The sequence below is a fragment of the Citrobacter portucalensis genome, from assembly GCF_023374935.1.
Classification (GTDB): Bacteria; Pseudomonadota; Gammaproteobacteria; order Enterobacterales; family Enterobacteriaceae; genus Citrobacter; species Citrobacter portucalensis.
On record NZ_CP092466.1, the window covers coordinates 1497975 to 1521721 of the forward strand.

Genomic DNA, 23747 nt, shown 5'->3' on the forward strand with positions numbered 1-23747 from the left:
GTAGTGATGATCAATGCACTGGGATTACTGGAAGTGGATGGCATGGTGGCTGCCGTGGACGCGGCCGATGCCATGCTGAAAGCCGCGAACGTGCGTCTGCTTAGCCACGAAGTGCTCGATCCTGGTCGGCTGACGCTGGTGGTGGAAGGCGATCTGGCGGCATGCCGCGCAGCGCTGGATGCTGGCAGTGCAGCCGCAGCGCGTACGGGCCGTGTTATCAGCCGTAAGGAAATAGGCCGGCCGGACGAAGACACCCAGTGGCTGATCGGCGGTTTTAAACGCCAGCCGAAGAAACCTGAACAGAAGCCAGAAGCGAAAACAGAAGTGAAACCAGAGAAGACACAGGACGCCACAGTGACGTCTGAATCCTCTGCCCAACTTCTGACGCTGTTAGCATCGGTCCGTCAAGGAATGACGGCAGGGGAAGTGGCGGCCCACTTTGGCTGGTCACTTGATGAAGCCAGAAATGCGCTGGAACAGCTCTTTTCTGATGGAGCGTTGCGTAAACGCAGTAGTCGCTACCGCTTAAAAAATTAACCTGTCGGAGGGCCGGGGGCTTCGTTGAAGCTTCCGGCTTAAAAGATCATGAAAAAGAACCGTACTGCAAACTTGCACCATCTTTATCATGAAGTATTACCCGAAGACGTTAAACTGACGCCGAAAGTGGAAGTGGACAACGTTCACCAACGGCGAACAACGGATGTGTATGAGCACGCGCTGACGATTACCGCCTGGCAGCAGATCTACGACCAGCTGCATCCGGGAAAATTTCATGGCGAGTTCACGGAAATCCTGCTCGATGATATTCAGGTGTTCCGTGAATACACCGGACTGGCGCTGCGTCAGTCGTGCCTTGTCTGGCCAAACTCATTTTGGTTTGGCATTCCGGCCACGCGCGGCGAGCAGGGATTTATTGGTACCCAGTGTTTGGGTAGCGCTGAAATTGCCACCCGCCCTGGCGGGACGGAGTTTGAACTGAGTACGCCGGATGATTACACCATTTTGGGTGTCGTCATTTCGGAAGAGGCCATAGCTCGTCAGGCCAACTTTCTGCATAACCCGGAAAGGGTGTTGCATATGCTGCGCAATCAGTCGGCGCTGGAAGTTAAAGAACAACACAAAGCCGCGCTATGGGGCTTTGTGCAGCAGGCGCTGGCGACGTTTAGTGAGAATCCTGAAAACCTTCACCAACCCGCGGTGCGTAAAGTGTTGGGGGATAACCTGCTGCTGGCGATGGGCACCATGCTGGAAGAAGCGCAGCCGATTATGACTGCGGAGAGCATCAGCCATCAGAGCTATCGTCGCTTGCTGTCACGTGCGCGCGAATATGTGCTGGAAAATATGTCAGAGCCGCTGACCGTGCTCGACTTATGCAATCAGCTGCACGTTAGCCGCCGGACGTTGCAAAACGCCTTTCACGCGATCCTCGGTATTGGCCCAAATGCCTGGTTGAAACGTATTCGCCTGAACGCCGTGCGCCGTGAGTTGATAAGCCCATGGTCACAGAGTGCGACGGTGAAAGACGCCGCCATGCAGTGGGGATTCTGGCATTTAGGGCAGTTTGCCACCGACTACCAGCAGCTGTTTGCGGAGAAACCGTCGTTGACGCTGCATCAGCGTATGCGCCAGTGGGCATGATGAGATTATTGTGCCGGATGCGACGCTAACGCGTCTTATCCGGCCTACGGGTTTGCCGTTGTTGCAGGCCTGATAAGCGTAGCGCCATCAGGCAATTACACCCAGTCGCGGACCTGAATAAACTCGCTAAGGGCAGCTTCCGGGCTGTTCGCTTCTGGCTGCCAGTCATACTCCCAGCGTACCAGCGGCGGCATCGACATCAGAATCGATTCCGTGCGCCCGCCGGTTTGCAAACCGAACAACGTGCCGCGATCCCACACCAGATTAAATTCCACATAGCGACCACGACGATAAAGCTGGAAATTACGTTCGCGCTCGCCCCAGCTCATCATTTTGCGGCGTTCGACGATGGGCAGATACGCCTCGGTGTATCCTTGACCTACCGCCTGCATAAAAGCGAAGCAGTGGTCGAAATCAGGGGTATTCAAATCATCGAAAAACAGCCCGCCAATGCCGCGCTGCTCGTTGCGGTGCTTGAGGAAGAAGTAGTCATCGCACCACTTTTTGTAACGTGGATAAACGTCATCGCCAAACGGCTGGCACAGGTCCCGCGCCGTGCGATGCCAGTGAACCGCATCCTCATCAAAGCCGTAGTAGGGCGTTAAGTCAAAGCCGCCGCCAAACCACCACACGGGATCGGCCCCCGGTTTTTCCGCGATAAAAAACCGTACGTTGGCATGACTGGTTGGAATGTAGGGATTCTGCGGGTGCACCACCAACGAGACGCCCATGGCTTCAAAACTGCGCCCGGCAAGCTCCGGGCGATGCGCGGTAGCCGAGGCCGGCATTGCATCGCCGTGGACGTGGGAGAAGTTAACGCCTGCTTGCTCGAAAATACCGCCGTTACGCAACACCCGACTGCGCCCGCCGCCGCCCGCTTCGCGTTGCCAGTTATCCTCAACAAATTCGCTGCCGTCTACGGTGGATAACTGCTGACAAATTTCATCCTGCAGGCTGAGCAGGAACTGTTTTACGCGCTGTGCATCGGGCTTCATGGTTAACGTTTCTTCGAGTGTGCTTTCTGGTTATCAAACCAGTGGAAATAGCTGATGATGCCATTGGCGATAGCGGTGGCGATTTTCTGACGAAACGCCGCCGTACCCAGCAATCGTTCTTCTTCCGGGTTGGTGATGAACGAGGTTTCGACCAGGACCGACGGAATCGAAGGTGATTTTAGCACCACGAAGGCGGCCTGTTCCGTGCTGCGACTGTGCAGACGGTGTACCGGCTTGATCTTCTTAAGAATATGCGAGCCTAACGTCAGGCTGTTTTTTATGGTGTCAGTTTGCACCAGATCGAACAGCACCTGCTGCAACAAATGATCTTTGTCAGTGGCCTTCTTTCCGGCGACTTCATCGGCCCGGTTTTCACGATCGGACAGATATTTCGCCATGGCGCTACTGGCGCCGCGATTGGATAAGGCAAAGACCGAAGCGCCCGCAGCGCTCGGATTGGTAAAACCGTCGGCGTGGATCGACATGAACAGATCGGCACCATGTTTGTGGGCGATCTCGACGCGATCGTAGAGCGGAATAAACGTATCGCCGGAGCGGGTCAGGCGTGCATCAATCCCCTGGTTACGTAGGATCGAGCGCACGTTTTTGGCAATCGCCAGTACCACGTGCTTTTCTTTCGACCCGTTGCGACCAATTGCGCCGGTATCAATCCCTCCGTGCCCCGGATCAAGGACAACAACGCGCTTAGCACCGGATTTTTTCGCTTTCGGTTTGCTGTGTCCATTGCTGGTCTTTAGCGCTTCTTCTTTAGCGATGGCTTGTGACATGCCTGACAGCGTCAGGGCGGCCAGCCCGGCTTTCAGCACCTGGCGGCGCGATGTGAGTGTTTTTAGTGGTTTAAAAGTGCTCATACGGCCTGAGTTGTAAAAAAAAGGTTCTAAACGTTATATCGTATCGCGTAGTCCGTTGCGACGGATCGAGATAAGAATTGTTTTACTTTTCATTTCAATACGTGACAATTCCGTATTATGCCATTTTTTCCGCCGCTTCGCGTCAGATATTGGCTAAATCAGCCGTTCGCGCCATAATCGCTTTTTAACGTCCTGAAAAGGTACCCAATACCATGGAAATACGCGTTTTTCGCCAGGAAGATTTCGAAGAGGTGATCACCCTCTGGGAGCGTTGTGATTTGCTGCGTCCATGGAACGACCCTGAAATGGACATCGAACGTAAAGTCAATCATGACGTCAGCTTGTTCCTCGTCGCTGAAGTGAACGGTGAGGTGGTCGGTACGGTGATGGGCGGATACGACGGGCATCGCGGTTCCGCCTATTACCTGGGCGTGCATCCTGAGTTTCGCGGTCGCGGCATCGCCAATGCGCTGCTCAACCGGCTGGAGAAAAAGCTCATTGCCCGCGGTTGTCCGAAGATTCAAATCATGGTGCGTGACGATAACGACGTCGTACAGGGCATGTATGAACGTTTGGGCTATGAACATGCGGATGTACTCAATCTGGGCAAGCGTTTGATCGAAGATGAAGAGTACTGAGTTTCATCCGGCCGACTATGACGGTCATGGGCGTCTGCGCCTGCCTTTTCTCTTCTGGTGCGTACTGCTGTTGCAGGCACGCACCTGGGTTTTGTTTGTGATTGCCGGTTCTTCCCGTGAGCAGGGCAACACCTTGCTGAATCTGTTTTATCCCGATCATGACGCATTCTGGCTTGGGTTGCTTCCCGGCGTTCCCGCCGTGTTGGCGTTTTTACTCAGTGGGCGACGCTTTGCGTTTCCGGTGCTCTGGCGCTGGCTGCGCGGATTATTGATTCTCGCTCAACTGGTGCTGCTGTGCTGGCAGCCGGTGATGTGGCTGGCAGGCGATCCTCTCAATGGCGTCGGGCTGGCGCTGCTGGTGGCGGATATTGTCGCGCTGATCTGGCTGTTAACCAATCAACGTCTGCGCGCCTGTTTTTCCCTTGAGAAAGAATAACGGCACTTTTTGGGGAAACCGGACTCCAAGCAACGTTGATAAATAAGGAAGGAAGTGAAATGAAATCACTGCGTTTGACTTTATGCGCGATGCCGCTGCTACTGGCCGGGTGTTCAACGTTGTCCTCGGTGAACTGGTCTGCCGCCAATCCGTGGAACTGGTTTGGTTCTTCAACGCAGGTCACAGAGCAGGGCGTAGGAGCGTTAACGGGCGCTACGCCGCTGGATGAAAAAGCCATTGCTGATGCGCTGGACGGTGATTACCGCCTGCGTAGCGGAATGAAGACCGATAACGGTAATGTGGTGCGCTTCTATGAAGCGATGAAAGACGACAAGCTGGCGATAGTCATCAACGGCAGCCAGGGAACCATCAGTCGTATTGATGTATTAGATCACGATATTTCGTCAGCCGCGGGTGTCGAAATCGGTACACCGTTTAGCGACCTTTACACTAAAGCTTATGGTAATTGCCAAAAAGCAACTGGCGATGACAGCGCGGGCGTTGAGTGTAAAGCTGAGGGAAGTCAACATATTAGCTATATTTTTTCCGGTGAATGGAGCGGACCTGAGGATATAATGCCGTCTGACGACACGCTGAAAGCGTGGAAAGTAAGCAAAATTATCTGGCGGCGTTAATTTGCGTCTGAACAAATCGGCTTGTTAAAAAAACAGGTAGAATAGCGCCCATCAATGCCACGATGTCGTGGCATCTTTTTTTCAGGAGGAACAATGTCTCAGGTTCAGAGTGGCATTTTGCCAGAACATTGCCGTGCGGCGATTTGGATTGAAGCCAATGTTAAAGGCGACGTTGATGCCCTGCGTGCGGCCAGCAAAACCTTCGCCGATAAGCTGGCGACCTTTGAAGCTAAGTTCCCGGATGCGCATCTGGGCGCGGTTGTCGCTTTTGGCAACAACTCCTGGCGTGCATTGAGTGGCGGCGTCGGTGCTGAAGAGTTAAAAGACTTTATCCCTTACGGTAAAGGTCTGGCACCAGCAACCCAATATGACGTGTTGATCCATATTCTCTCTTTGCGTCATGACGTGAATTTCTCCGTTGCGCAGGCGGCAATGGAAGCATTTGGCGACTGTATTGAAGTTAAAGAAGAAATCCACGGTTTCCGTTGGGTCGAAGAGCGCGATCTCAGCGGCTTTGTTGACGGTACGGAAAACCCGGCAGGCGAAGAAACGCGCCGTGAAGTTGCTGTTATCAAAGATGGCGTGGATGCCGGTGGCAGCTATGTGTTTGTGCAGCGTTGGGAACATAACCTGAAGCAGCTTAATCGCATGAGCATCCATGACCAGGAAATGATGATTGGTCGCACCAAGGAAGCCAACGAAGAGATCGACGGTGATGACCGTCCGGTCACCTCTCACCTGAGCCGTGTTGACCTCAAAGAAGACGGTAAAGGGCTGAAAATTGTGCGTCAGAGCCTGCCATACGGTACTGCCAGCGGCACGCATGGCCTCTACTTCTGTGCCTACTGCGCTCGTCTGTACAACATTGAACAACAATTGCTGAGCATGTTTGGTGACACTGACGGTAAGCGTGATGCGATGCTGCGCTTCACCAAACCGGTAACCGGCGGCTATTACTTTGCACCGTCGCTGGACCGTTTAATGGCGCTGTAATGGTGAGCTGATCCTGTTATCGGCCACGAAATAGACATCCCCGCATCGTCGGGGATTTTTTTTACCTGAGATTAACCTGATTTAGTGAGCTATTCCTCAGCACTAATTTGTTATTGCTGTATCTTCTGCGTGAATGAAGCGAAGGCTTCATATTCAAAAGGAGAATATTGAAATGGGAAAACTCACGGGCAAAACAGCATTGATTACGGGCGCATCTCAGGGTATTGGCGAGGGTATCGCCAGAACGTTTGCCCGCCATGGTGCGAACTTAATCCTGCTGGATATCTCCGATGAGATTGAAAAACTGGCGGATGAGTTGGCTGGGCGTGGGCACCGTTGCACAGCCGTTCACGCTGACGTCAGAGATTTTGCGTCGGTCAAGGAAGCGGTGACGCGCGCGAAGCAGATTGAAGGCAAAATCGATATTCTGGTGAACAATGCCGGCGTATGCCGCCTCGGCAACTTCCTTGATATGAGCGATGAAGATCGCGATTTCCACATTGATATCAACATTAAAGGCGTCTGGAACGTGACGAAAGCCGTTCTGCCGGAGATGATTGCGCGCAAAGACGGGCGCATCGTGATGATGTCATCGGTGACCGGCGATATGGTTGCTGACCCGGGCGAAACGGCCTACGCGCTGTCGAAAGCCGCGATCATCGGTTTGACCAAATCCCTGGCGGTAGAATATGCGCAGTCCGGCATTCGCGTGAATGCCATTTGCCCTGGCTACGTTCGTACGCCGATGGCGGAAAGCATTGCGCGACAGTCTAACCCGGAAGATCCTGAATCCGTTTTAGTCGAAATGGCGAAAGCGATCCCGATGCGTCGTCTGGCCTGCCCGCTTGAGGTCGGTGAACTGGCGGCGTTCCTGGCATCGGATGAGTCCAGTTATTTAACTGGCACGCAAAACGTGATTGATGGCGGCAGTACCCTGCCTGAAAGCGTTAGCGTCGGCGTCTGATTGATGCTGGTCTCCTCCCCATGTGCTGGGGAGGAGGTACCCCTTATTCTCTTTTCAACTTTCAAATCATCAAACGGTATATAAAACCGTTACTCCTTTAGCACTGGTTATAAATATGATGACCATAAGAAAGTCATTTAATTTATAAGGGTGCGCAATGGCCGTTAACTTACTGAAAAAAAGAACACTGACGCTGGCAGCCATGCTGTTGCTGGTGGGGCAAGCGCAGGCAACGGAACTGCTGAACAGTTCATACGATGTTTCCCGCGAGCTGTTTGCCGCCCTTAATCCGCCGTTTGAACAGCAATGGGCGAAGGATAACGGCGGCGACAAACTGACGATTAAACAATCTCATGCCGGGTCATCAAAACAGGCGTTGGCGATTTTGCAGGGGCTGAAAGCTGACGTCGTGACCTATAACCAGGTGACCGACGTGCAGATCCTGCATGACAAAGGCAAGCTGATCCCTGCCGACTGGCAAAGCCGCCTGCCGAATAACAGTTCGCCATTCTATTCCACCATGGCGTTTTTGGTGCGTAAGGGCAACCCGAAGAATATCCACGAATGGAACGATCTGGTTCGCCCGGACGTGAAGCTGATTTTCCCGAACCCGAAGACTTCCGGTAACGCGCGTTATACCTATCTGGCTGCGTGGGGCGCGGCAGATAAAGCTGACGGTGGTGATAAAGCCAAAACCGAACAGTTTATGACCCAGTTTCTGAAAAACGTGGAAGTGTTTGATACCGGCGGTCGCGGTGCAACGACCACCTTTGTTGAACGCGGTCTGGGTGATGTGCTGATCACGTTTGAATCGGAAGTGAACAACATCCGTAAACAGTATGAAGATCAGGGTTTCGAAGTGGTGGTGCCGAAGGTCAACATTCTGGCGGAGTTCCCGGTGGCCTGGGTAGATAAAAATGTGCAGGCCAACGGTACTGAAAAAGCGGCGAAAGCTTACCTGAACTGGCTGTACAGCCCGCAGGCGCAAACCATCATTACCGATTTCTACTACCGCGTGAATAACCCACAGGTAATGGACAAGCTGAAAGATAAATTCCCGCAGACCGAATTGTTCCGTGTAGAAGATAAGTTTGGCTCGTGGCCTGAAGTGATGAAAACGCACTTTGTCAGCGGCGGTGAGCTGGACAAACTGCTGGCGGCGGGGCGTAAGTAAATGTTTGCTGTTTCTTCCCGACGCGTGCTGCCTGGCTTCACTTTGAGCCTCGGGACCAGCTTATTGTTCGTTTGCCTGATATTGCTGCTGCCGCTGAGCGCGCTGGTGATGCAACTGGCGCAAATGAGCTGGGCGCAATACTGGGATGTGATTACCAATCCGCAGGTGGTGGCGGCTTATAAAGTGACGCTGCTGTCGGCGTTTGTGGCGTCGATTTTTAACGGCGTGTTCGGTTTGCTGATGGCGTGGATCTTAACACGCTATCGCTTTCCGGGCCGTACGCTGCTGGATGCGCTGATGGACCTGCCGTTTGCACTGCCTACGGCGGTGGCAGGTCTGACGCTGGCGTCTCTGTTTTCGGTTAATGGCTTCTACGGCGAGTGGCTGGCGAAGCTGGATATCAAGGTGACCTACACCTGGCTAGGTATCGCGGTAGCGATGGCCTTTACCAGCATTCCGTTTGTGGTGCGTACCGTGCAACCAGTACTGGAAGAGTTAGGCCCGGAATATGAAGAAGCAGCTGAAACGCTCGGTGCTACGCGCTGGCAGAGTTTCCGTAAAGTAGTGCTGCCGGAGCTGTCTCCTGCGCTGGTGGCGGGCGTTGCGCTGTCGTTTACCCGCAGCCTTGGTGAGTTTGGCGCGGTTATTTTTATCGCCGGAAACATCGCATGGAAAACGGAAGTGACCTCGCTGATGATTTTTGTTCGCTTGCAGGAGTTTGACTACCCGGCCGCCAGCGCGATTGCTTCTGTGATCCTCGGGGCGTCGTTGTTGCTGCTGTTTTCAATTAACACCCTGCAAAGTCGCTTCGGTCGACGCGTGGTAGGTCACTGATGGCAGACATTACTCAATTGAAACGCTATGACGCACCCCGCATTAACTGGGGTAAATGGTTTCTGATCGGCACGGGCATGCTGGTATCGACCTTTATTTTGCTGGTACCGATGATTTATATCTTCGTGCAGGCGTTCAGTAAGGGATTAATGCCGGTACTACAGAACCTGGCTGACCCGGATATGCTGCATGCCATTTGGCTGACGGTGCTAATTGCGCTGATTGCGGTGCCGGTTAATCTGGTGTTCGGCGTATTGCTGGCCTGGCTGGTGACTCGCTTCAACTTCCCAGGACGCCAACTGCTGCTGACGCTGCTGGATATTCCATTTGCTGTCTCGCCGGTGGTCGCAGGTCTGATCTATCTGCTGTTTTATGGTTCTAACGGTCCGCTGGGTGATTGGCTGGATGAACACAATCTGCAAATCATGTTCTCCTGGCCGGGGATGGTGCTGGTGACGGTGTTCGTGACCTGTCCGTTTGTAGTGCGCGAGCTGGTACCGGTGATGCTAAGTCAGGGCAGCAATGAAGACGAAGCGGCGATTTTACTGGGCGCCTCCGGCTGGCAGATGTTCCGCCGCGTCACGCTGCCGAATATCCGTTGGGCGTTGCTGTATGGCGTGGTGCTGACTAACGCCCGTGCGATAGGCGAATTCGGCGCAGTGTCGGTGGTTTCCGGCTCGATTCGCGGCGAAACCTTGTCTTTACCACTACAGATTGAATTACTGGAGCAGGACTATAACGCCGTCGGCTCCTTTACCGCCGCCGCGCTGTTGACGCTGATGGCGATTATTACCCTGTTTTTGAAGAGCATGTTGCAATGGCGTCTGGAGAACCAGGAAAAACGCGCGCAGCAGGAGGAAAATCATGAGCATTGAGATTGCCAATATTAAGAAGTCTTTTGGTCGCACCCAGGTGCTGAACGATATCTCGCTGGATATTCCTTCAGGTCAGATGGTCGCGCTGTTGGGGCCATCCGGCTCGGGCAAAACCACGTTGCTGCGCATTATTGCCGGCCTGGAGCATCAGTCCAGCGGGCATATCCGTTTTCACGGTACCGACGTCAGCCGATTACACGCCCGCGACCGTAAGGTGGGGTTCGTGTTCCAGCACTATGCGCTGTTTCGTCATATGACCGTTTTCGACAATATCGCGTTTGGTCTGACGGTCCTGCCACGGCGTGAGCGCCCGAATGCGGCGGCCATCAAAGCAAAAGTGACCAAACTTCTGGAAATGGTTCAACTGGCTCATCTGGCGGACCGTTTCCCGGCACAGCTCTCCGGCGGACAAAAGCAGCGCGTGGCATTGGCGCGTGCGCTGGCGGTAGAGCCACAGATCCTGCTGCTCGACGAACCGTTTGGCGCGCTTGATGCGCAGGTGCGCAAGGAGCTGCGTCGCTGGCTGCGTCAGTTGCATGAAGAGCTGAAATTTACCAGCGTGTTTGTTACCCACGATCAGGAAGAAGCAACGGAAGTCGCAGACCGCGTGGTGGTGATGAGTCAGGGTCATATCGAACAGGCTGATGCGCCGGATCAGGTCTGGCGCGAACCGGCCACCCGTTTTGTGCTGGAGTTTATGGGCGAGGTTAACCGCCTGCAGGGGACGATTCGTGGCGGACAGTTCCACGTGGGCGCACACCGCTGGCCGTTGGGCTATACACCTGGCTACCAGGGACCGGTCGATCTGTTCCTGCGTCCATGGGAAGTGGATGTGAGCCGCCGTACCAGCCTGGATTCGCCGCTGCCGGTGCAGGTGCTGGAAGCTAGTCCGAAGGGGCACTACACCCAATTAGTTGTACAACCCCTCGGGTGGTACAACGAACCGCTGACGGTCATCATGCAAGGCGATGATTCCCCGAGCCGCGGTGAACGGCTGTTTGTCGGGCTGCAAAATGCACGTTTGTATAACGGCGACCAGCGTATTGAAACGCGTGAAGAGGAACTTGCCCTGGCGCAATCAGCCTGATAGGTTAATTTGCATAGTTATCGCCCGGTGGCGCTACGCTTACCGGGCTTTTTTACGAGCTGAAAACGTGAACACATTAGAAAAAACAATTGGCAATACGCCTCTGGTGAAATTACAACGTCTGGCGCCGGATAACGGTAGTGAAATTTGGGTCAAGCTGGAAGGCAATAATCCCGCAGGTTCGGTGAAAGACCGCGCCGCGTTGTCGATGATCGTCGAAGCGGAAAAGCGCGGAGAAATTAAGCCAGGCGACGTGCTGATTGAGGCTACCAGCGGTAATACCGGAATTGCGCTGGCAATGATCGCCGCGCTGAAGGGCTACCGCATGAAGCTGTTGATGCCAGACAACATGAGTCAGGAGCGCCGTGCGGCGATGCGCGCCTATGGTGCCGAGCTGATTCTGGTCACCAAAGAGCAGGGGATGGAAGGCGCGCGCGATTTAGCTCTTGAAATGGCGCAGCGTGGAGAAGGTAAGCTGCTGGATCAGTTTAATAATCCGGATAACCCGTACGCGCATTACACCACCACCGGACCGGAAATCTGGCAGCAGACGTCAGGTCGTATTACCCACTTTGTCTCCAGTATGGGAACGACAGGCACCATTACCGGTGTGTCGCGTTTTCTGCGTGAGCAAGAAAAAGCGGTCACTATCGTTGGCCTGCAGCCGGAAGAGGGCAGTAGTATTCCGGGAATTCGCCGCTGGCCTGCGGAATATATGCCGGGCATTTTTAACGCCTCGCTGGTGGATGAGGTGCTGGATATTCATCAGAATGATGCCGAAAATACCATGCGTGAACTGGCCGTTCGCGAAGGGATTTTCTGTGGTGTCAGCTCTGGCGGCGCGGTCGCGGGCGCGTTACGCGTTGCACGTGCTACGCCCGGCGCGGTAGTTGTGGCGATCATCTGCGATCGCGGCGATCGCTACCTTTCGACCGGCGTCTTTGGTGAAGAGCACTTTAATCAGGGGCTGGGAATTTAACTTTTTGGCCTGATAAGCGCAGCGCCATCAGGTGACTGCCTGGCACGATGGCCGGATAATGTTTTATCCGGCCAGGGATGATTAATCGTTACGTTTTTCCACCAGCTTATCCAGGAATTGCCACAGCTTCTCATTCATCTGCTGATAATCCCATGCTCGCATCTCTTCAACCGGGCGGATGAAGCGTTTCCCTTCAGCTTCAGCCAACTCTTGCTCTGAGTGCTGAATTAATCCTTCAATCGCGTCAGCAGTGAACTCCATATGGCACTGGAAACCATAGACGAAATTACCGTATTGCACGATTTGTCGTGGGCAGCCTTCGCTGGCAGCAAGAATGGTCGCCTGGTCGGTTATTCCTGGCATGTCGTTGTGCCAGTGACCGACGGTAAGCGGTGAGCCGAAATGGCTGAACAGCGGGTGCTGTTGACCGGCTTCGGTCAGAACGATGGGGTAGTGACCAATTTCTTTTTCCGGACTCTGGCACACCTTCGCACCCAGCGCTTCGCCGATTAACTGTGAACCCAGGCAGATCCCCACCACAATTTTACGTGCCGCAATCGCCTGGTTGATCAGATGCTGCTCGGCCTGAGAATCAAAGTACGGGCACTCTGCCAGCGTGGTTCGTGGTGACTGTGGACCGCCAAACACCACCAACATATCGAAACCATCGGCATTGGCGGGAACTGTTTCTCCGGCGTATACGCGTGACCAAGTGATGGTATAGCCGCGCGATTCGGCCCACGGCAGGTACGTGCCAGCAGATTCAAAAGACTCATGAATAACAAAATGAACTCGCACTTTTTCTCTCCTGTTAGCGCTTTAGCGCCTGATGAATATCAACCGCCAGCTTATCAATGTCGCTGTCTTCTAATGTTGACAGCGTAATGCGTAAACCGTGTGCAGGCGTATTGACGCCGAACACTTCGCCTTCCCGAACCAGCCAGCCGGACTTTGCCAGCGCAAAAGCGATCTCCTGACTGTGATCTGCCAGCGGTAACCACAGATTCAGACCGTCACCGACGGGCAGTTCAATGCCATGTTGGCGCAGAGCCGAATTCAGCTTTTGCTGCTGGACGGCGTAAAACTGCTGCGTTTGTGCCAGTGTGTGTTGATATGTCTCGTCACTCAGGCACGCGCAGGCTAAATCCTGCAGCAGATGGCTGACCCACTGACTACCTGAGTTGAGCCGTAAACGCAGTTTCCCGGATGTGACGGGATCGCTGGCTACGATGGCCAGGCGTAAATCCGGGCCTAAGGTTTTCGACATCGAACGGACAATCGCCCAATGCGTGGTTTCCTTCGCAATCACCGGATACCAGTGGCAAGCAGATAGCAGCGCAAAGTGGTCGTCGACGATCACCAGAGTCTGCGGATAGCGGGCCAGGATTTCCTGCAATTGCGCCGCGCGTGAGGCGCTCAGGCTGCATCCTGTGGGGTTATGCGCGCGCGGTGTCAGAATTACCGCCCGCGCACCTTTCTGTAGCGCGAGTTCCAGTTGGTCCGGCAGCATGCCTTCGTGGTCAACATTGGCCGGACTGGCGGAGAAACCAGCATAACGCAGCATGTTAATGCTGCTCAAAAAGCATGGATCTTCTACGACAACGCTATCACCAGGCAGTAAATGGGCGCACAGTAGCCGTTCGATAGCATCAATGGCGCCGCTGGTGATATCAATTTCCCCTTTGCCGGGCATTGCATTTTGCATCCATTGTGATGCCCATACCTTAAGCCCTGGTGACACAGCGGCATCGCCGTACAAACGCGGATTCTTATTTATCTTTGCGAAATAACTACTCAGGTCAGGAAGCCGCGAGGGCGCTGGATTACCGCCGGAAAGATCGATAAGCGGGGTATCCGGATTACCACCTTCCAGCGCAACGGGGGCAGTAATCCCCTTAATCACCGTGCCGTTGCGTCCCAGGCTCTGCGCCAACCCGGAGGTGACCAGGCGTTTGTAAGCCGCCGCGACAGTATTGCGGTTCACGTTTAATTCCGTTGCCAGTTCCCGCACTGGTGGCAACGTTTCTCCCGCTGCCAGCGTGCCTGTAGCGACATGTTGACGGATACTGTCAAAAATTTCGTTAGCGGTTTTTCCGTCGATCATTATTGACCTATGACAAAATGAATTTTAGCATATGACGATAATAGTGAGGCGTAAGCGCGCTGTCCAGCGAGAGGAGAAATTTATGGAGCAGGGGAGTGATATTCAGTCAGTGCTCTTCGACGATAAGCATCGGGCATTACAGACCGATATTGTCGCCGTCCAGTCACAGGTGGTATATGGCAGCGTAGGCAACAGTATCGCTGTTCCGGCTATTAAAGCGCAGGGATTACGCGTGACGGCAGTACCCACGGTACTGTTCAGTAACACCCCGCATTATGAAACCTTTTATGGCGGCGTTATTCCGGCCGAGTGGTTTAGCGGTTATCTCCGCGCCTTAAATGAGCGTGATGCTCTGCGCGAGCTGAAGGCGGTGACTACAGGATACATGGGCAGCGCAGAGCAAATCGCCTTGCTGGCACAGTGGCTGGAAACCGTTCGGGCAACGCATCCGGACCTGTGCATTTTGGTCGACCCCGTGATTGGCGATACGGATAGCGGCATGTATGTGAAAGCCGAAATCCCGGAAGCTTATCGTCAGTACCTGCTGCCGCTGGCGCAGGGGCTGACGCCGAACGTGTTCGAGCTGCAAATGCTGAGCGGAAAGCCGTGTCGAACGCTTGATGAAGCCATTACGGCGGCACAATCACTGCTCACTGACACCCTGAAATGGGTGGTAATTACCAGCGCGCCGGGGGATACCGAAGAGATTATTAACGTTGCGGTGGTGACGGCTGAAACGGTTGAGGTGTTCGCTTACCCGCGGGTGAAGACGGATTTAAAAGGCACCGGCGATCTGTTCTGTGCTGAACTGGCGAGCGGCATTGTGCTGGGGAAAGCGCTGACGACCGCGACTCACGACGCCGCGCAGCGGGTGCTGGACGTGATGACGTGGACGCACCTGTGCGGTTGTGATGAATTAATTCTGCCACCGGCAGGGGAGGCGCGATGAAGAGTTACCGGCTGGTAGTTCGCCAGAATGGGCGTATGGTTGGACATTTTGACACCAACGGGGCAGCAGCGCTGGAAGATATCTGCGTAGCACGGGCCATGTTTGGTATTGCGGGTGGCTACGACTGTGAATTGTTAGTGGCAGACTCGGAGCGACGGATGCTGGAAAGCGGGCCGGAAGGGATGAAGATTCTGATGCGCGAGGCGTGTTACCGACCGGTCACCTCACAGATTTAATGCCGGATGGCGACGAGAACGTCTTATCCGGCCTACGTTACGGAGTTTGCTGTAGGCCGGATAAGCGTAGCGCCATCCGGCAGGGTTTTGATATCCATCAGATAAAAAAAATGGCGCCTGATGGCGCCATCTTTCTCTGCAAAAAGAATTACTTCTTGATGCGGATAACCGGAGTCTCACCCACTGTCACGCTACCGGACAGTTTGATCAGCTCTTTGATTTCGTCCATGTTGGAGATAACAACCGGAGTCAGGGTAGACTTGGCTTTTTCTTCCAGCAGCGGCAGATCGAATTCAATAACCGGGTCGCCCACTTTCACGCGCTGACCTTCTTCAGCGATGCGTTTGAAGCCTTCGCCTTTCAGTTCAACGGTATCAATACCGAAGTGAACAAACAGCTCAATGCCGCTGTCGGATTCGATAGAGAAAGCGTGGTTGGTTTCAAAGATTTTGCCGATGGTGCCATCAACAGGGGCAACCATTTTGTTACCGGTTGGTTTGATAGCAATGCCATCACCAACGATTTTTTCAGCAAAAACTACATCCGGCACGTCTTCGATGTTGACGATCTCGCCAGAGAGCGGAGCAACGATCTCAATAGTTCCGGTGTCTTTCTTATCATCAGAAACCAGAGATTTCAGTTTATCGAACAAACCCATGATCTTCTCCTAAGCAGTAAATTGGGCCGCATCTCGTGGATTAGCAGATTGTTTTTTCTTCAATGAACTTGTTAACCAGCGTCATTAACTCGTCCGTTGTCGGTTGAGCAAGAGCCTGCTCTGCTAACACCTTCGCATCTTCGAAGTTCGTGTTACGGATAATCTTCTTAATGCGCGGGATAGAAATGGCGCTCATAGAGAATTCGTCCAGACCCATCCCCAGCAACAGAAGTGTAGCACGTTCGTCGCCTGCAAGCTCACCACACATGCCAGTCCATTTGCCTTCAGCATGAGAAGCATCAATAACTTGCTTGATCAGCGTCAGCACAGATGGCGACATCGGTTGGTAAAGGTGTGAAATCATATCATTACCACGGTCAACTGCCAGGGTGTACTGCGTTAAATCATTGGTGCCGATACTAAAGAAATCAACTTCTTTGGCTAAATGACGCGCAATTGTTGCCGCTGCCGGTGTTTCCACCATCACGCCAATCTCAATGCTTTCGTCAAAAGCTTTACCTTCGTCGCGCAGTTCCTGTTTGTAGATTTCAATCTCTTTGCGCAGTGCACGCACTTCTTCAACAGAGATGATCATTGGGAACATGATACGCAGTTTGCCGAAAGCAGAGGCGCGCAGGATAGCGCGAACCTGGTCACGCAGGATCTCTTTACGATCCATGGCGATACGCACGGCACGCCAGCCCAGGAACGGGTTCTCTTCTTTCGGGAAGTTCATGTACGGCAGCTCTTTATCGCCGCCGATGTCCATGGTACGGACGATGACCGCCTGAGAGCCACAGGCTTCAGCAACGGCTTTATACGCAGCAAACTGTTCTTCTTCAGTTGGCAGCGACTCACGGTCCATGAACAGGAATTCGGTGCGGTACAGACCCACACCTTCAGCGCCGTTACGCTCGGCGCCTTCAACGTCACGAACGGTACCGATGTTGGCGCAAACTTCAACCTGATGTCCGTCCAGCGTGATAGCCGGCAGATCTTTCAGCTTAGCGAGTTCCGCTTTCTCGGTTGCAACCTGCTCCTGAACGGCACGCAGTTGCTCAATAACGTCGTTGGTCGGATTGACGTAAACCTGATTGTTTACGGCATCCAGAATCAGATAGTCGTCGTTTTTCACCTGAGAGGTGACGCTACCCGTACCTACGATGGCAGGCAGTTCCAGAGAACGCGCCATGATAGAGGTATGAGAGGTACGTCCGCCCGCGTCAGTGATGAAACCCAGCACCTTGTTCAGGTTCAGCTGTGCGGTTTCTGACGGGGTCAGGTCTGCGGCAACCAGGATAACTTCGTCCTGGATAGCGCTTAGGTCAATAATTGCCAGACCCAGAATGTTACGCAGCAGGCGTTTACCGATGTCACGTACGTCAGCCGCACGTTCTTTCAGGTATTCATCATCCAGCTCTTCCAGGGCTGTGGCCTGACCTTCGATAACTTCATGCGCAGCTGCATCAGCCGTCATGTGCTTATCTTTAATCAGGGCTATGATTTCCTGCTCCAGCTCCTCATCTTCGAGCAGCATGATATGCCCTTCAAAGATGGCTTCTTTTTCTTCACCGAACGTTTCACCAGCTTTGGTTTTGATCGCTTCCAGTTGCGCAGATGCCTTGGCACGACCGCTCAGAAAACGTTCAACTTCCTGATCAACCTTGTCGGCAGAAATTTTTTTCCGGTCAATGACGATTTCGTCTTCTTTCAGCAGCAGTGCTTTGCCGAAAGCGATACCCGGGGATGCTAAAATGCCTGAAATCATAACCCTACCTTACTTGTGACTGATATTTAAAAGAACTCGTTGAACTTACTCGAGTTCAGCCATCAGTTTAACCAGATGCTCAACTGCTTTCTGCTCGTCTTCACCTTCTGCGGACAGGGTGACAACGGTACCCTGAGTCAGGCCCAGAGTCTGCAGTTTAAACAGGCTTTTGGCGCTAGCGCTTTTGCCGTTGGAAGTCACAGTAATTTCAGAAGTAAAGCCTTTTGCTTCTTTAACAAACTGAGCAGCAGGGCGAGTATGCAGACCGTTCGGAGCGGTAATGGTAACTTCTTGCTGGAACATTATATTTCCCCAACTTATAGGTTTAGTGTTGTGGAACTAAAGTCTAGCCTGGCGGCTCAACTTTAGCCTGTATTGTTAGCATCGGCGTAAACTGGACGCGACACAAAAGGAGTTCGGTGCAATCCGTTGCTGGCAACTTCTTGCCGCTGACGTTTCGTTCGTCATTAAACATTATGCAGCGAAAGGAAGAGTTGAACCAAATCATAAAATCGATTCAGCTAGCGCTTTTCCTGTAACGATTAATTTCGCGCATCAAAATAATTAGCTTGGTTAAATACCAGTTCCGGCGGGTTGAATCAATGCCAGGAGAGTTGAAACTTTGAAGCAGGCCACAAAAAAGCACCCAAAAGGGTGCTTTTTTACGCGTTTTTAACATGCTGGCACTACTGTTGCAGTTCTTTCTCTGTAAAGAGATCGGCAAACAGTGCAGTGCTCAGATAACGCTCACCCGATGACGGTAGAATAACCACTATATTCTTATTGGTAAAGGTTTCATCTTCCTGGAGCTTAAGCGCGGCAGCAACCGCAGCACCGGAAGAGATCCCAGCCAGAATACCTTCTTCTTCCATCAGACGACGCGCAGTAGAAATAGCTTCATCATTAGTGATGGCAACGACTTTATCGATAAGCTTCAGATCAAGGTTGCCCGGAATAAAGCCTGCGCCAATGCCCTGAATTTTATGCGGGCCTGGTTTGAGTTCTTCACCTGCCAGCGCCTGGGCGATAACCGGGGAGTCGGTAGGTTCAACCGCGACGGTGATCAGATCGGTTTTGCCTTTAGTGCCTTTAATGTAACGGGTCACACCAGTCAACGTACCGCCGGTACCGACGCCGGAAATAAAGACATCAACCTGGCCATCGGTATCTTCCCAGATTTCCGGGCCGGTAGTTTTTTCGTGGATTTCCGGGTTTGCCGGGTTGCTGAACTGCTGCAGCAGCAGGAATTTTTCCGGATCGCTGGCCACAATTTCTTCCGCTTTCTGAATCGCGCCCTTCATACCTTTTGCGCCTTCAGTCAGCACCAGGTTCGCGCCCAGCGCTTTTAAGAGCTTGCGGCGCTCAATGCTCATGGTTTCAGGCATGGTCAGAGTCAGTTTGTAGCCGCGAGCTGCGGCAACGTAGGCCAGCGCAATCCCTGTGTTGCCGCTGGTTGGTTCGACCAGCTCTACACCCGGTTTCAGTACACCACGTTTTTCGGCATCCCAAATCATGTTGGCACCGATACGGCATTTGACGCTAAAGCTTGGGTTGCGTGATTCCACCTTCGCCAGAATGCGTCCGTTACCGATACGGTTCAGTCGAACCAGCGGCGTATGACCGATAGTCAGCGAGTTGTCTTCAAAAATCTTACTCATGGCCTGTCCTTAACTGTATGAAATTGGGATACCGCTTCAGCATACCTGTTGAGAAAGTATGGGGAAGTAAGGAATTCGTATATCTATATGCCACCAGGAAATAATGCGTTGCAGTATGGAATAAGAGCGGGCATAAGCCAGCCCGCTTTTACACATTTTTGCATTACTTCCATAACGCGTGCTTAGCACGATAGCAGTCTACCCACATCGCCGTGGCACCACAAACCGCGACCGGCATGATGAACAGATTGAGCACCGGAATCATGGTGAACAGGCTGGTCAATGCGCCAAATTGCATATTGGTGACCTTGCGTGTGCGCAGCGCGACGCGCATCTCCTTAAAAGGCACCTTATGGTTATCAAACGGATAATCGCAGTACTGAATGGCCAGCATCCACGCGCTGAACAGGAACCACAGCACCGGGGCGACGGTCTGACCAATACCCGGAATAAAATAGAGGATCAGCAACACGACGGCGCGCGGGAGATACCATGCCAGCTTTTGCCATTCACGTTTCATGATACGGGGAACATCTTTCATGATGCCGAGAACGCCGGTATCAGGCGGTGTTGCGCCCGTTAAGCGTGCTTCCAGTTGTTCAGCCAGCAGACCGTTAAACGGCGCGGCAATCCAGTTGGCTATGGTGGAAAACAGGTAGCCGAACACCAGTAGTACGGAGATAGTGACAATCGGCCACAGCAAGTAGCTGAGCCACTGAAGCCAGCCAGGGACGTGACTCATCAGCGCGGGGATCCAGCTATCGAGTTGTGTGAATAGCCACCAGAATGCGCCGCCCATCAGCAGGATATTCACCAGCAAAGGCAGGATGACAAAGCGACGAATGCCCGGTTGGGTGATGAGCTTCCATCCCTGTGAAAAGTAATAAAGGCCGCTGCGAGGTACGACTGCAGATGATGAAACCATGGTCAGGACATACTCCTTGTTATATAAGCTCTGGTAAACTTTGCGTATCTTACCGGGTTGTTGAGCGTTAAGCTGTTCAGAAATGTTCGAAAAAACAGCAAAAAGCACAATTTTGTTCATCTTTATGCCGTGAAAGCCAAGAGTGCACTTGCACTTGGCGTAATCGACAAATACTCTTAGTGAGTAAATGTTTGCCGTGGTGGCAAGGTGTTAGAACAACAGAGAATATAATGATGCAGGATTTGCGTCTGATATTAATCATTGTTGGCGCGATCGCCATAATCGCTTTACTGGTACATGGTTTTTGGACTAGCCGTAAAGAGCGGTCTTCTATATTCCGCGATCGCCCACTGAAACGCATGAAGTCTAAACGTGAAGACGAGGATTCGTTCGACGACAACGTCGAGGAAGACGAAGGCGTGGGCGAAGTTCGCGTTCATCGTGTGAATCATGCTCCCGGTAACGCGCAGGAACATGGTGTTCCTCCTCAGTCGCCGCAACACCAGTACCAGCCGCCTTATGCGTCTGCTCAGCCGCGTCAACCCGCGCCGCAGCCTGCACAAGCGCCGGTACCGCCGCCGCATGCTCAGCAGCCGCAGCCTGTACAACCGCAGCAGCCGGTGCAGCATCAGCCTGTTCAGCAACAACCTGTGCAGCAGCCGATGCAGCATCAGCCCGTTGCTCCGCAGGTTCAGCAGCCCGTGCAGCAAGCACCGCAACCTGCGCCGCAGGCTTTCCAGCCCGCAGAGCCTGCCGTTGAACATCAACCGCAGCCTGAGCCGGTAGTTGAAGAAGCGCCTGTTGCTGAAAAACCGCAGCGTAAAGAAGCGGTCATTATTATGAACGTTGCGGCGCATCACGGTAGTGAGCTCAACGGTGAAGTGCTGCTCAACAGCATTCAGCAAGCCGGTTTTAAATTTGGCGATATGAATATTTTCCATCGTCATTTGAGCCCGGATGGCAGCGGTCCTTCGCTGTTCAGCCTTGCCAATATGGTTAACCCAGGAACGTTTGACCCCGAAATGACGGGTGATTTCAGCACCCCTGGCGTGACTATTTTTATGCAGGTTCCGTCCTACGGTGACGAGCTGCAAAACTTTAAGCTGATGCTGCAGTCCGCACAGCACATTGCCGATGAAGTGGGTGGTGTGGTGCTCGACGATCAACGTCGCATGATGACGCCGCAGAAACTGCGCGAGTATCAGGACCGCATCCGCGAAGTTAAAGAATCTCGCGCCTGATTTTCCTCTGGCGTGACATCTCCTTGCTAAACCCCCGCCTGTCGGGGGTTTTTTATCATTGATGGTGCGATATGGAATCAATCGAACAACAACTGACAGAACTGCGAACCACGCTTCGCCATCATGAGTATCTCTACCATGTGATGGATGCGCCGGAAATTCCCGATGCGGAATATGATCGCCTGATGCGTGAACTGCGCGAGCTGGAAGCGCAGCATCCGGAACTTATCACCCCCGACTCGCCAACCCAGCGTGTTGGCGCCGCCCCGTTAGCAGCGTTCAGCCAGATTCGCCATGAAGTGCCAATGCTGTCGCTGGATAACGTGTTTGATGAAGAGAGTTTTCTCGCCTTCAACAAGCGCGTGCAGGACAGACTGAAGAGTACGGACAAACTAACCTGGTGCTGCGAACTGAAGCTGGACGGGCTGGCGGTCAGTATCCTGTATGAAAACGGTGTGCTGGTTAGTGCCGCAACGCGTGGTGATGGTACCACGGGGGAGGACATTACCTCGAACGTGCGCACCATCCGTGCGATCCCATTAAAACTGCGAGGCGATAACATTCCGACGCGTCTGGAAGTGCGTGGTGAAGTGTTCCTGCCGCAGGCCGGATTTGAAAAAATTAACGAAGAGGCCCGCCGTACTGGCAACAAAGTGTTTGCTAACCCACGTAACGCAGCGGCCGGGTCATTACGTCAGCTTGATCCACGTATCACAGCGAAGCGACCGCTTACTTTCTTCTGCTATGGCGTTGGTGTGCTGGAAGGTGGTGTGTTGCCTGATACCCACCTGGGCCGTCTGCTGCAATTTAAAGAGTGGGGATTGCCGGTGAGCGACAGAGTTAAGCTTTGCGACTCTCCGGAGGAAGTACTCGCTTACTATCACAAGGTTGAAGAAGACCGACCGATGTTGGGCTTCGATATTGACGGTGTGGTGATTAAAGTCAACTCTATGGCGTTGCAGGAGCAACTGGGTTTTGTCGCTCGCGCGCCGCGCTGGGCGGTGGCCTTTAAGTTTCCGGCGCAGGAGCAGATGACCTTTGTTCGCGATGTTGAGTTTCAGGTCGGACGTACCGGGGCGATTACGCCCGTCGCTCGTCTTGAGCCGGTTCAGGTTGCCGGGGTTCTGGTCAGTAACGCCACTCTGCATAATGCCGATGAAATCGATCGTCTGGGGTTGCGTATTGGCGATAAAGTCGTTATTCGCCGGGCGGGCGATGTGATCCCGCAGGTCGTCAATGTGGTGCTTTCCGAGCGCCCGGACGATACGCGTGAAATTGTGTTTCCACAGCATTGTCCGGTGTGCGGGTCTGATGTTGAACGTGTGGAAGGCGAAGCGGTCGCTCGCTGTACCGGTGGTTTAATCTGCGGGGCGCAGCGTAAGGAATCGCTGAAACACTTCGTTTCTCGCCGCGCGCTCGATGTTGACGGTATGGGCGACAAAATTATCGATCAACTGGTCGAGAAAGAGTATGTCCATACGCCAGCAGATCTCTTCACCCTGACGGCAGGCAAGCTGACCGGACTCGATCGTATGGGGCCGAAATCGGCGCAAAACGTGGTGAATGCGCTGGAAAAAGCGAAAGAAACGACGTTTGCCCGTTTCCTCTACGCGCTGGGCATTCGTGAAGTCGGCGAGGCCACAGCCGCAGGTCTGGCGGCGTATTTCGGCACGCTTGAAGCGCTGGAAGCGGCTTCCATTGAAGAGCTGCAAAAAGTGCCGGATGTCGGCATTGTGGTAGCGACCCACGTGTTTAATTTCTTTGCTGAAGAGAGCAACCGCGAGGTGATAGGCCAGTTACTGGCGCAGGGCATTCACTGGCCTGCGCCGGTGGTCATCAACGCTGACGAAATCGACAGCCCCTTCGCGGGCAAAACGGTGGTGCTGACCGGAAGCCTGAGCCTGATGTCGCGTGATGACGCCAAAGCACGGTTGACCGAACTGGGCGCGAAAGTAGCCGGTAGCGTGTCGAAGAAAACCGATCTGGTTATTGCCGGCGAAGCGGCGGGTTCGAAACTGGCAAAAGCGCAGGAACTGGGTATTGCCGTGATCGATGAAGCTGAAATGATCCGCTTACTGGGTGCCTGAA

Annotated in this window: 25 protein-coding genes; 16 read left to right on the top strand and 9 right to left on the bottom strand. The window is 53.5% G+C overall.

Annotated elements, in window-relative coordinates; genetic code table 11:
- The first annotated feature begins 6 nt into the window (after positions 1-6).
- Together eutK and eutR are read left to right on the top strand one after the other, a co-directional pair.
- Positions 7-537 carry an ethanolamine utilization microcompartment protein EutK gene (eutK, locus tag LY264_RS07095; RefSeq protein WP_048224963.1) on the top strand — a complete coding sequence of 177 codons (531 nt, stop codon included), beginning with the start codon at positions 7-9 and terminating at the stop codon, positions 535-537.
- Between the two features lie 48 nt (positions 538-585).
- Positions 586-1638: an HTH-type transcriptional regulator EutR gene (eutR, locus tag LY264_RS07100; RefSeq protein WP_003835032.1), complete on the top strand. Its 1053-nt coding sequence runs from the start codon at positions 586-588 to the stop codon at positions 1636-1638.
- Between the two features lie 95 nt (positions 1639-1733).
- On the opposite strand, the gene hemF is transcribed toward eutR, so the two are convergent.
- The gene (gene hemF / locus LY264_RS07105) at positions 1734-2633 is read right to left on the bottom strand and encodes an oxygen-dependent coproporphyrinogen oxidase (RefSeq protein ID WP_048224960.1); all 900 of its coding nucleotides are present in this window, start codon (positions 2631-2633) and stop codon (positions 1734-1736) included.
- Positions 2634-2635: 2 nt separating this feature from the next.
- Complete coding sequence (gene amiA / locus LY264_RS07110; RefSeq protein ID WP_003038046.1) at positions 2636-3505, bottom strand: N-acetylmuramoyl-L-alanine amidase AmiA; 870 nt, start codon at positions 3503-3505, stop codon at positions 2636-2638.
- A gap of 212 nt (positions 3506-3717) precedes the next feature.
- On the opposite strand from amiA, the gene LY264_RS07115 reads away from it, so the two are divergent.
- The 10 genes from LY264_RS07115 to cysM all read left to right on the top strand — a co-directional run bounded on the left by LY264_RS07115 (position 3718) and on the right by cysM (position 12120).
- Positions 3718-4143 (top strand): GNAT family acetyltransferase, encoded by a 426-nt coding sequence (locus LY264_RS07115; RefSeq protein WP_003038048.1) that lies wholly within the window; start codon positions 3718-3720, stop codon positions 4141-4143.
- On the top strand, positions 4130-4579 hold the full coding sequence (locus tag LY264_RS07120; RefSeq protein ID WP_008785415.1) for a DUF2919 domain-containing protein: 450 nt from the start codon (positions 4130-4132) through the stop codon (positions 4577-4579). Before LY264_RS07115 ends, LY264_RS07120 begins: the two co-directional genes overlap by 14 nt.
- Before the next feature lie 59 nt (positions 4580-4638).
- Positions 4639-5214, top strand: coding sequence for an RpoE-regulated lipoprotein (locus LY264_RS07125; RefSeq protein ID WP_032944164.1), 576 nt, complete (start codon positions 4639-4641; stop codon positions 5212-5214).
- 93 nt (positions 5215-5307) lie between these two features.
- Positions 5308-6207 carry a porphyrinogen peroxidase gene (gene yfeX / locus LY264_RS07130; RefSeq protein WP_048224958.1) on the top strand — a complete coding sequence of 300 codons (900 nt, stop codon included), beginning with the start codon at positions 5308-5310 and terminating at the stop codon, positions 6205-6207.
- Between the two features lie 172 nt (positions 6208-6379).
- Positions 6380-7171 (top strand): SDR family oxidoreductase UcpA, encoded by a 792-nt coding sequence (ucpA, locus tag LY264_RS07135; protein WP_003835020.1) that lies wholly within the window; start codon positions 6380-6382, stop codon positions 7169-7171.
- A 157-nt stretch (positions 7172-7328) separates the two neighbouring features.
- A complete protein-coding gene (gene cysP / locus LY264_RS07140) occupies positions 7329-8345 on the top strand; it encodes a thiosulfate/sulfate ABC transporter substrate-binding protein CysP (protein ID WP_003835019.1) in 1017 nt (338 codons plus the stop codon).
- On the top strand, positions 8346-9179 hold the full coding sequence (cysT, locus tag LY264_RS07145) for a sulfate/thiosulfate ABC transporter permease CysT (protein WP_003038061.1): 834 nt from the start codon (positions 8346-8348) through the stop codon (positions 9177-9179).
- Positions 9179-10054, top strand: a complete 876-nt coding sequence (gene cysW / locus LY264_RS07150; protein ID WP_042306930.1) for a sulfate/thiosulfate ABC transporter permease CysW — start codon at positions 9179-9181, stop codon at positions 10052-10054. Before cysT ends, cysW begins: the two co-directional genes overlap by 1 nt.
- A complete protein-coding gene (gene cysA / locus LY264_RS07155) occupies positions 10044-11141 on the top strand; it encodes a sulfate/thiosulfate ABC transporter ATP-binding protein CysA (RefSeq protein ID WP_003038066.1) in 1098 nt (365 codons plus the stop codon). The genes cysW and cysA overlap by 11 nt, the downstream gene beginning before the upstream one ends.
- A gap of 67 nt (positions 11142-11208) precedes the next feature.
- The gene (gene cysM / locus LY264_RS07160; RefSeq protein ID WP_048215810.1) at positions 11209-12120 is read left to right on the top strand and encodes a cysteine synthase CysM; all 912 of its coding nucleotides are present in this window, start codon (positions 11209-11211) and stop codon (positions 12118-12120) included.
- An 81-nt stretch (positions 12121-12201) separates the two neighbouring features.
- Here the strand turns inward: cysM and LY264_RS07165 are convergent, their stop codons facing one another.
- Both LY264_RS07165 and ptsJ read right to left on the bottom strand, forming a co-directional pair.
- Positions 12202-12918: a type 1 glutamine amidotransferase gene (locus tag LY264_RS07165; RefSeq protein WP_048224953.1), complete on the bottom strand. Its 717-nt coding sequence runs from the start codon at positions 12916-12918 to the stop codon at positions 12202-12204.
- A 13-nt stretch (positions 12919-12931) separates the two neighbouring features.
- Entirely contained in the window at positions 12932-14224 is a 1293-nt protein-coding gene (ptsJ, locus tag LY264_RS07170; protein WP_048224950.1) for a MocR-like B6 salvage transcription factor PtsJ, read from the bottom strand.
- 82 nt (positions 14225-14306) lie between these two features.
- Here ptsJ and pdxK point away from each other — a divergent pair, with 82 nt between their 5' ends.
- Both pdxK and LY264_RS07180 read left to right on the top strand, forming a co-directional pair.
- Positions 14307-15173: a pyridoxine/pyridoxal/pyridoxamine kinase gene (pdxK, locus tag LY264_RS07175; RefSeq protein ID WP_048224947.1), complete on the top strand. Its 867-nt coding sequence runs from the start codon at positions 14307-14309 to the stop codon at positions 15171-15173.
- Complete coding sequence (locus tag LY264_RS07180) at positions 15170-15409, top strand: hypothetical protein (protein ID WP_008785406.1); 240 nt, start codon at positions 15170-15172, stop codon at positions 15407-15409. Before pdxK ends, LY264_RS07180 begins: the two co-directional genes overlap by 4 nt.
- Before the next feature lie 148 nt (positions 15410-15557).
- Here the strand turns inward: LY264_RS07180 and crr are convergent, their stop codons facing one another.
- The 5 genes from crr to cysZ form a co-directional block, all read right to left on the bottom strand.
- Positions 15558-16067, bottom strand: coding sequence for a PTS glucose transporter subunit IIA (gene crr / locus LY264_RS07185; RefSeq protein WP_000522253.1), 510 nt, complete (start codon positions 16065-16067; stop codon positions 15558-15560).
- Positions 16068-16107: 40 nt separating this feature from the next.
- Complete coding sequence (gene ptsI, locus LY264_RS07190) at positions 16108-17835, bottom strand: phosphoenolpyruvate-protein phosphotransferase PtsI (protein WP_008785405.1); 1728 nt, start codon at positions 17833-17835, stop codon at positions 16108-16110.
- Between the two features lie 45 nt (positions 17836-17880).
- Complete coding sequence (ptsH, locus tag LY264_RS07195) at positions 17881-18138, bottom strand: phosphocarrier protein Hpr (protein WP_002913505.1); 258 nt, start codon at positions 18136-18138, stop codon at positions 17881-17883.
- A gap of 383 nt (positions 18139-18521) precedes the next feature.
- On the bottom strand, positions 18522-19493 hold the full coding sequence (gene cysK, locus LY264_RS07200; RefSeq protein ID WP_003038091.1) for a cysteine synthase A: 972 nt from the start codon (positions 19491-19493) through the stop codon (positions 18522-18524).
- A 163-nt stretch (positions 19494-19656) separates the two neighbouring features.
- Positions 19657-20418, bottom strand: coding sequence for a sulfate transporter CysZ (cysZ, locus tag LY264_RS07205; protein WP_122984034.1), 762 nt, complete (start codon positions 20416-20418; stop codon positions 19657-19659).
- A gap of 230 nt (positions 20419-20648) precedes the next feature.
- Here cysZ and zipA point away from each other — a divergent pair, with 230 nt between their 5' ends.
- On the top strand, positions 20649-21659 hold the full coding sequence (gene zipA / locus LY264_RS07210; RefSeq protein ID WP_048224943.1) for a cell division protein ZipA: 1011 nt from the start codon (positions 20649-20651) through the stop codon (positions 21657-21659).
- A 71-nt stretch (positions 21660-21730) separates the two neighbouring features.
- Positions 21731-23746 carry an NAD-dependent DNA ligase LigA gene (gene ligA / locus LY264_RS07215; RefSeq protein ID WP_048224942.1) on the top strand — a complete coding sequence of 672 codons (2016 nt, stop codon included), beginning with the start codon at positions 21731-21733 and terminating at the stop codon, positions 23744-23746.
- Position 23747: the final 1 nt, after the last annotated feature.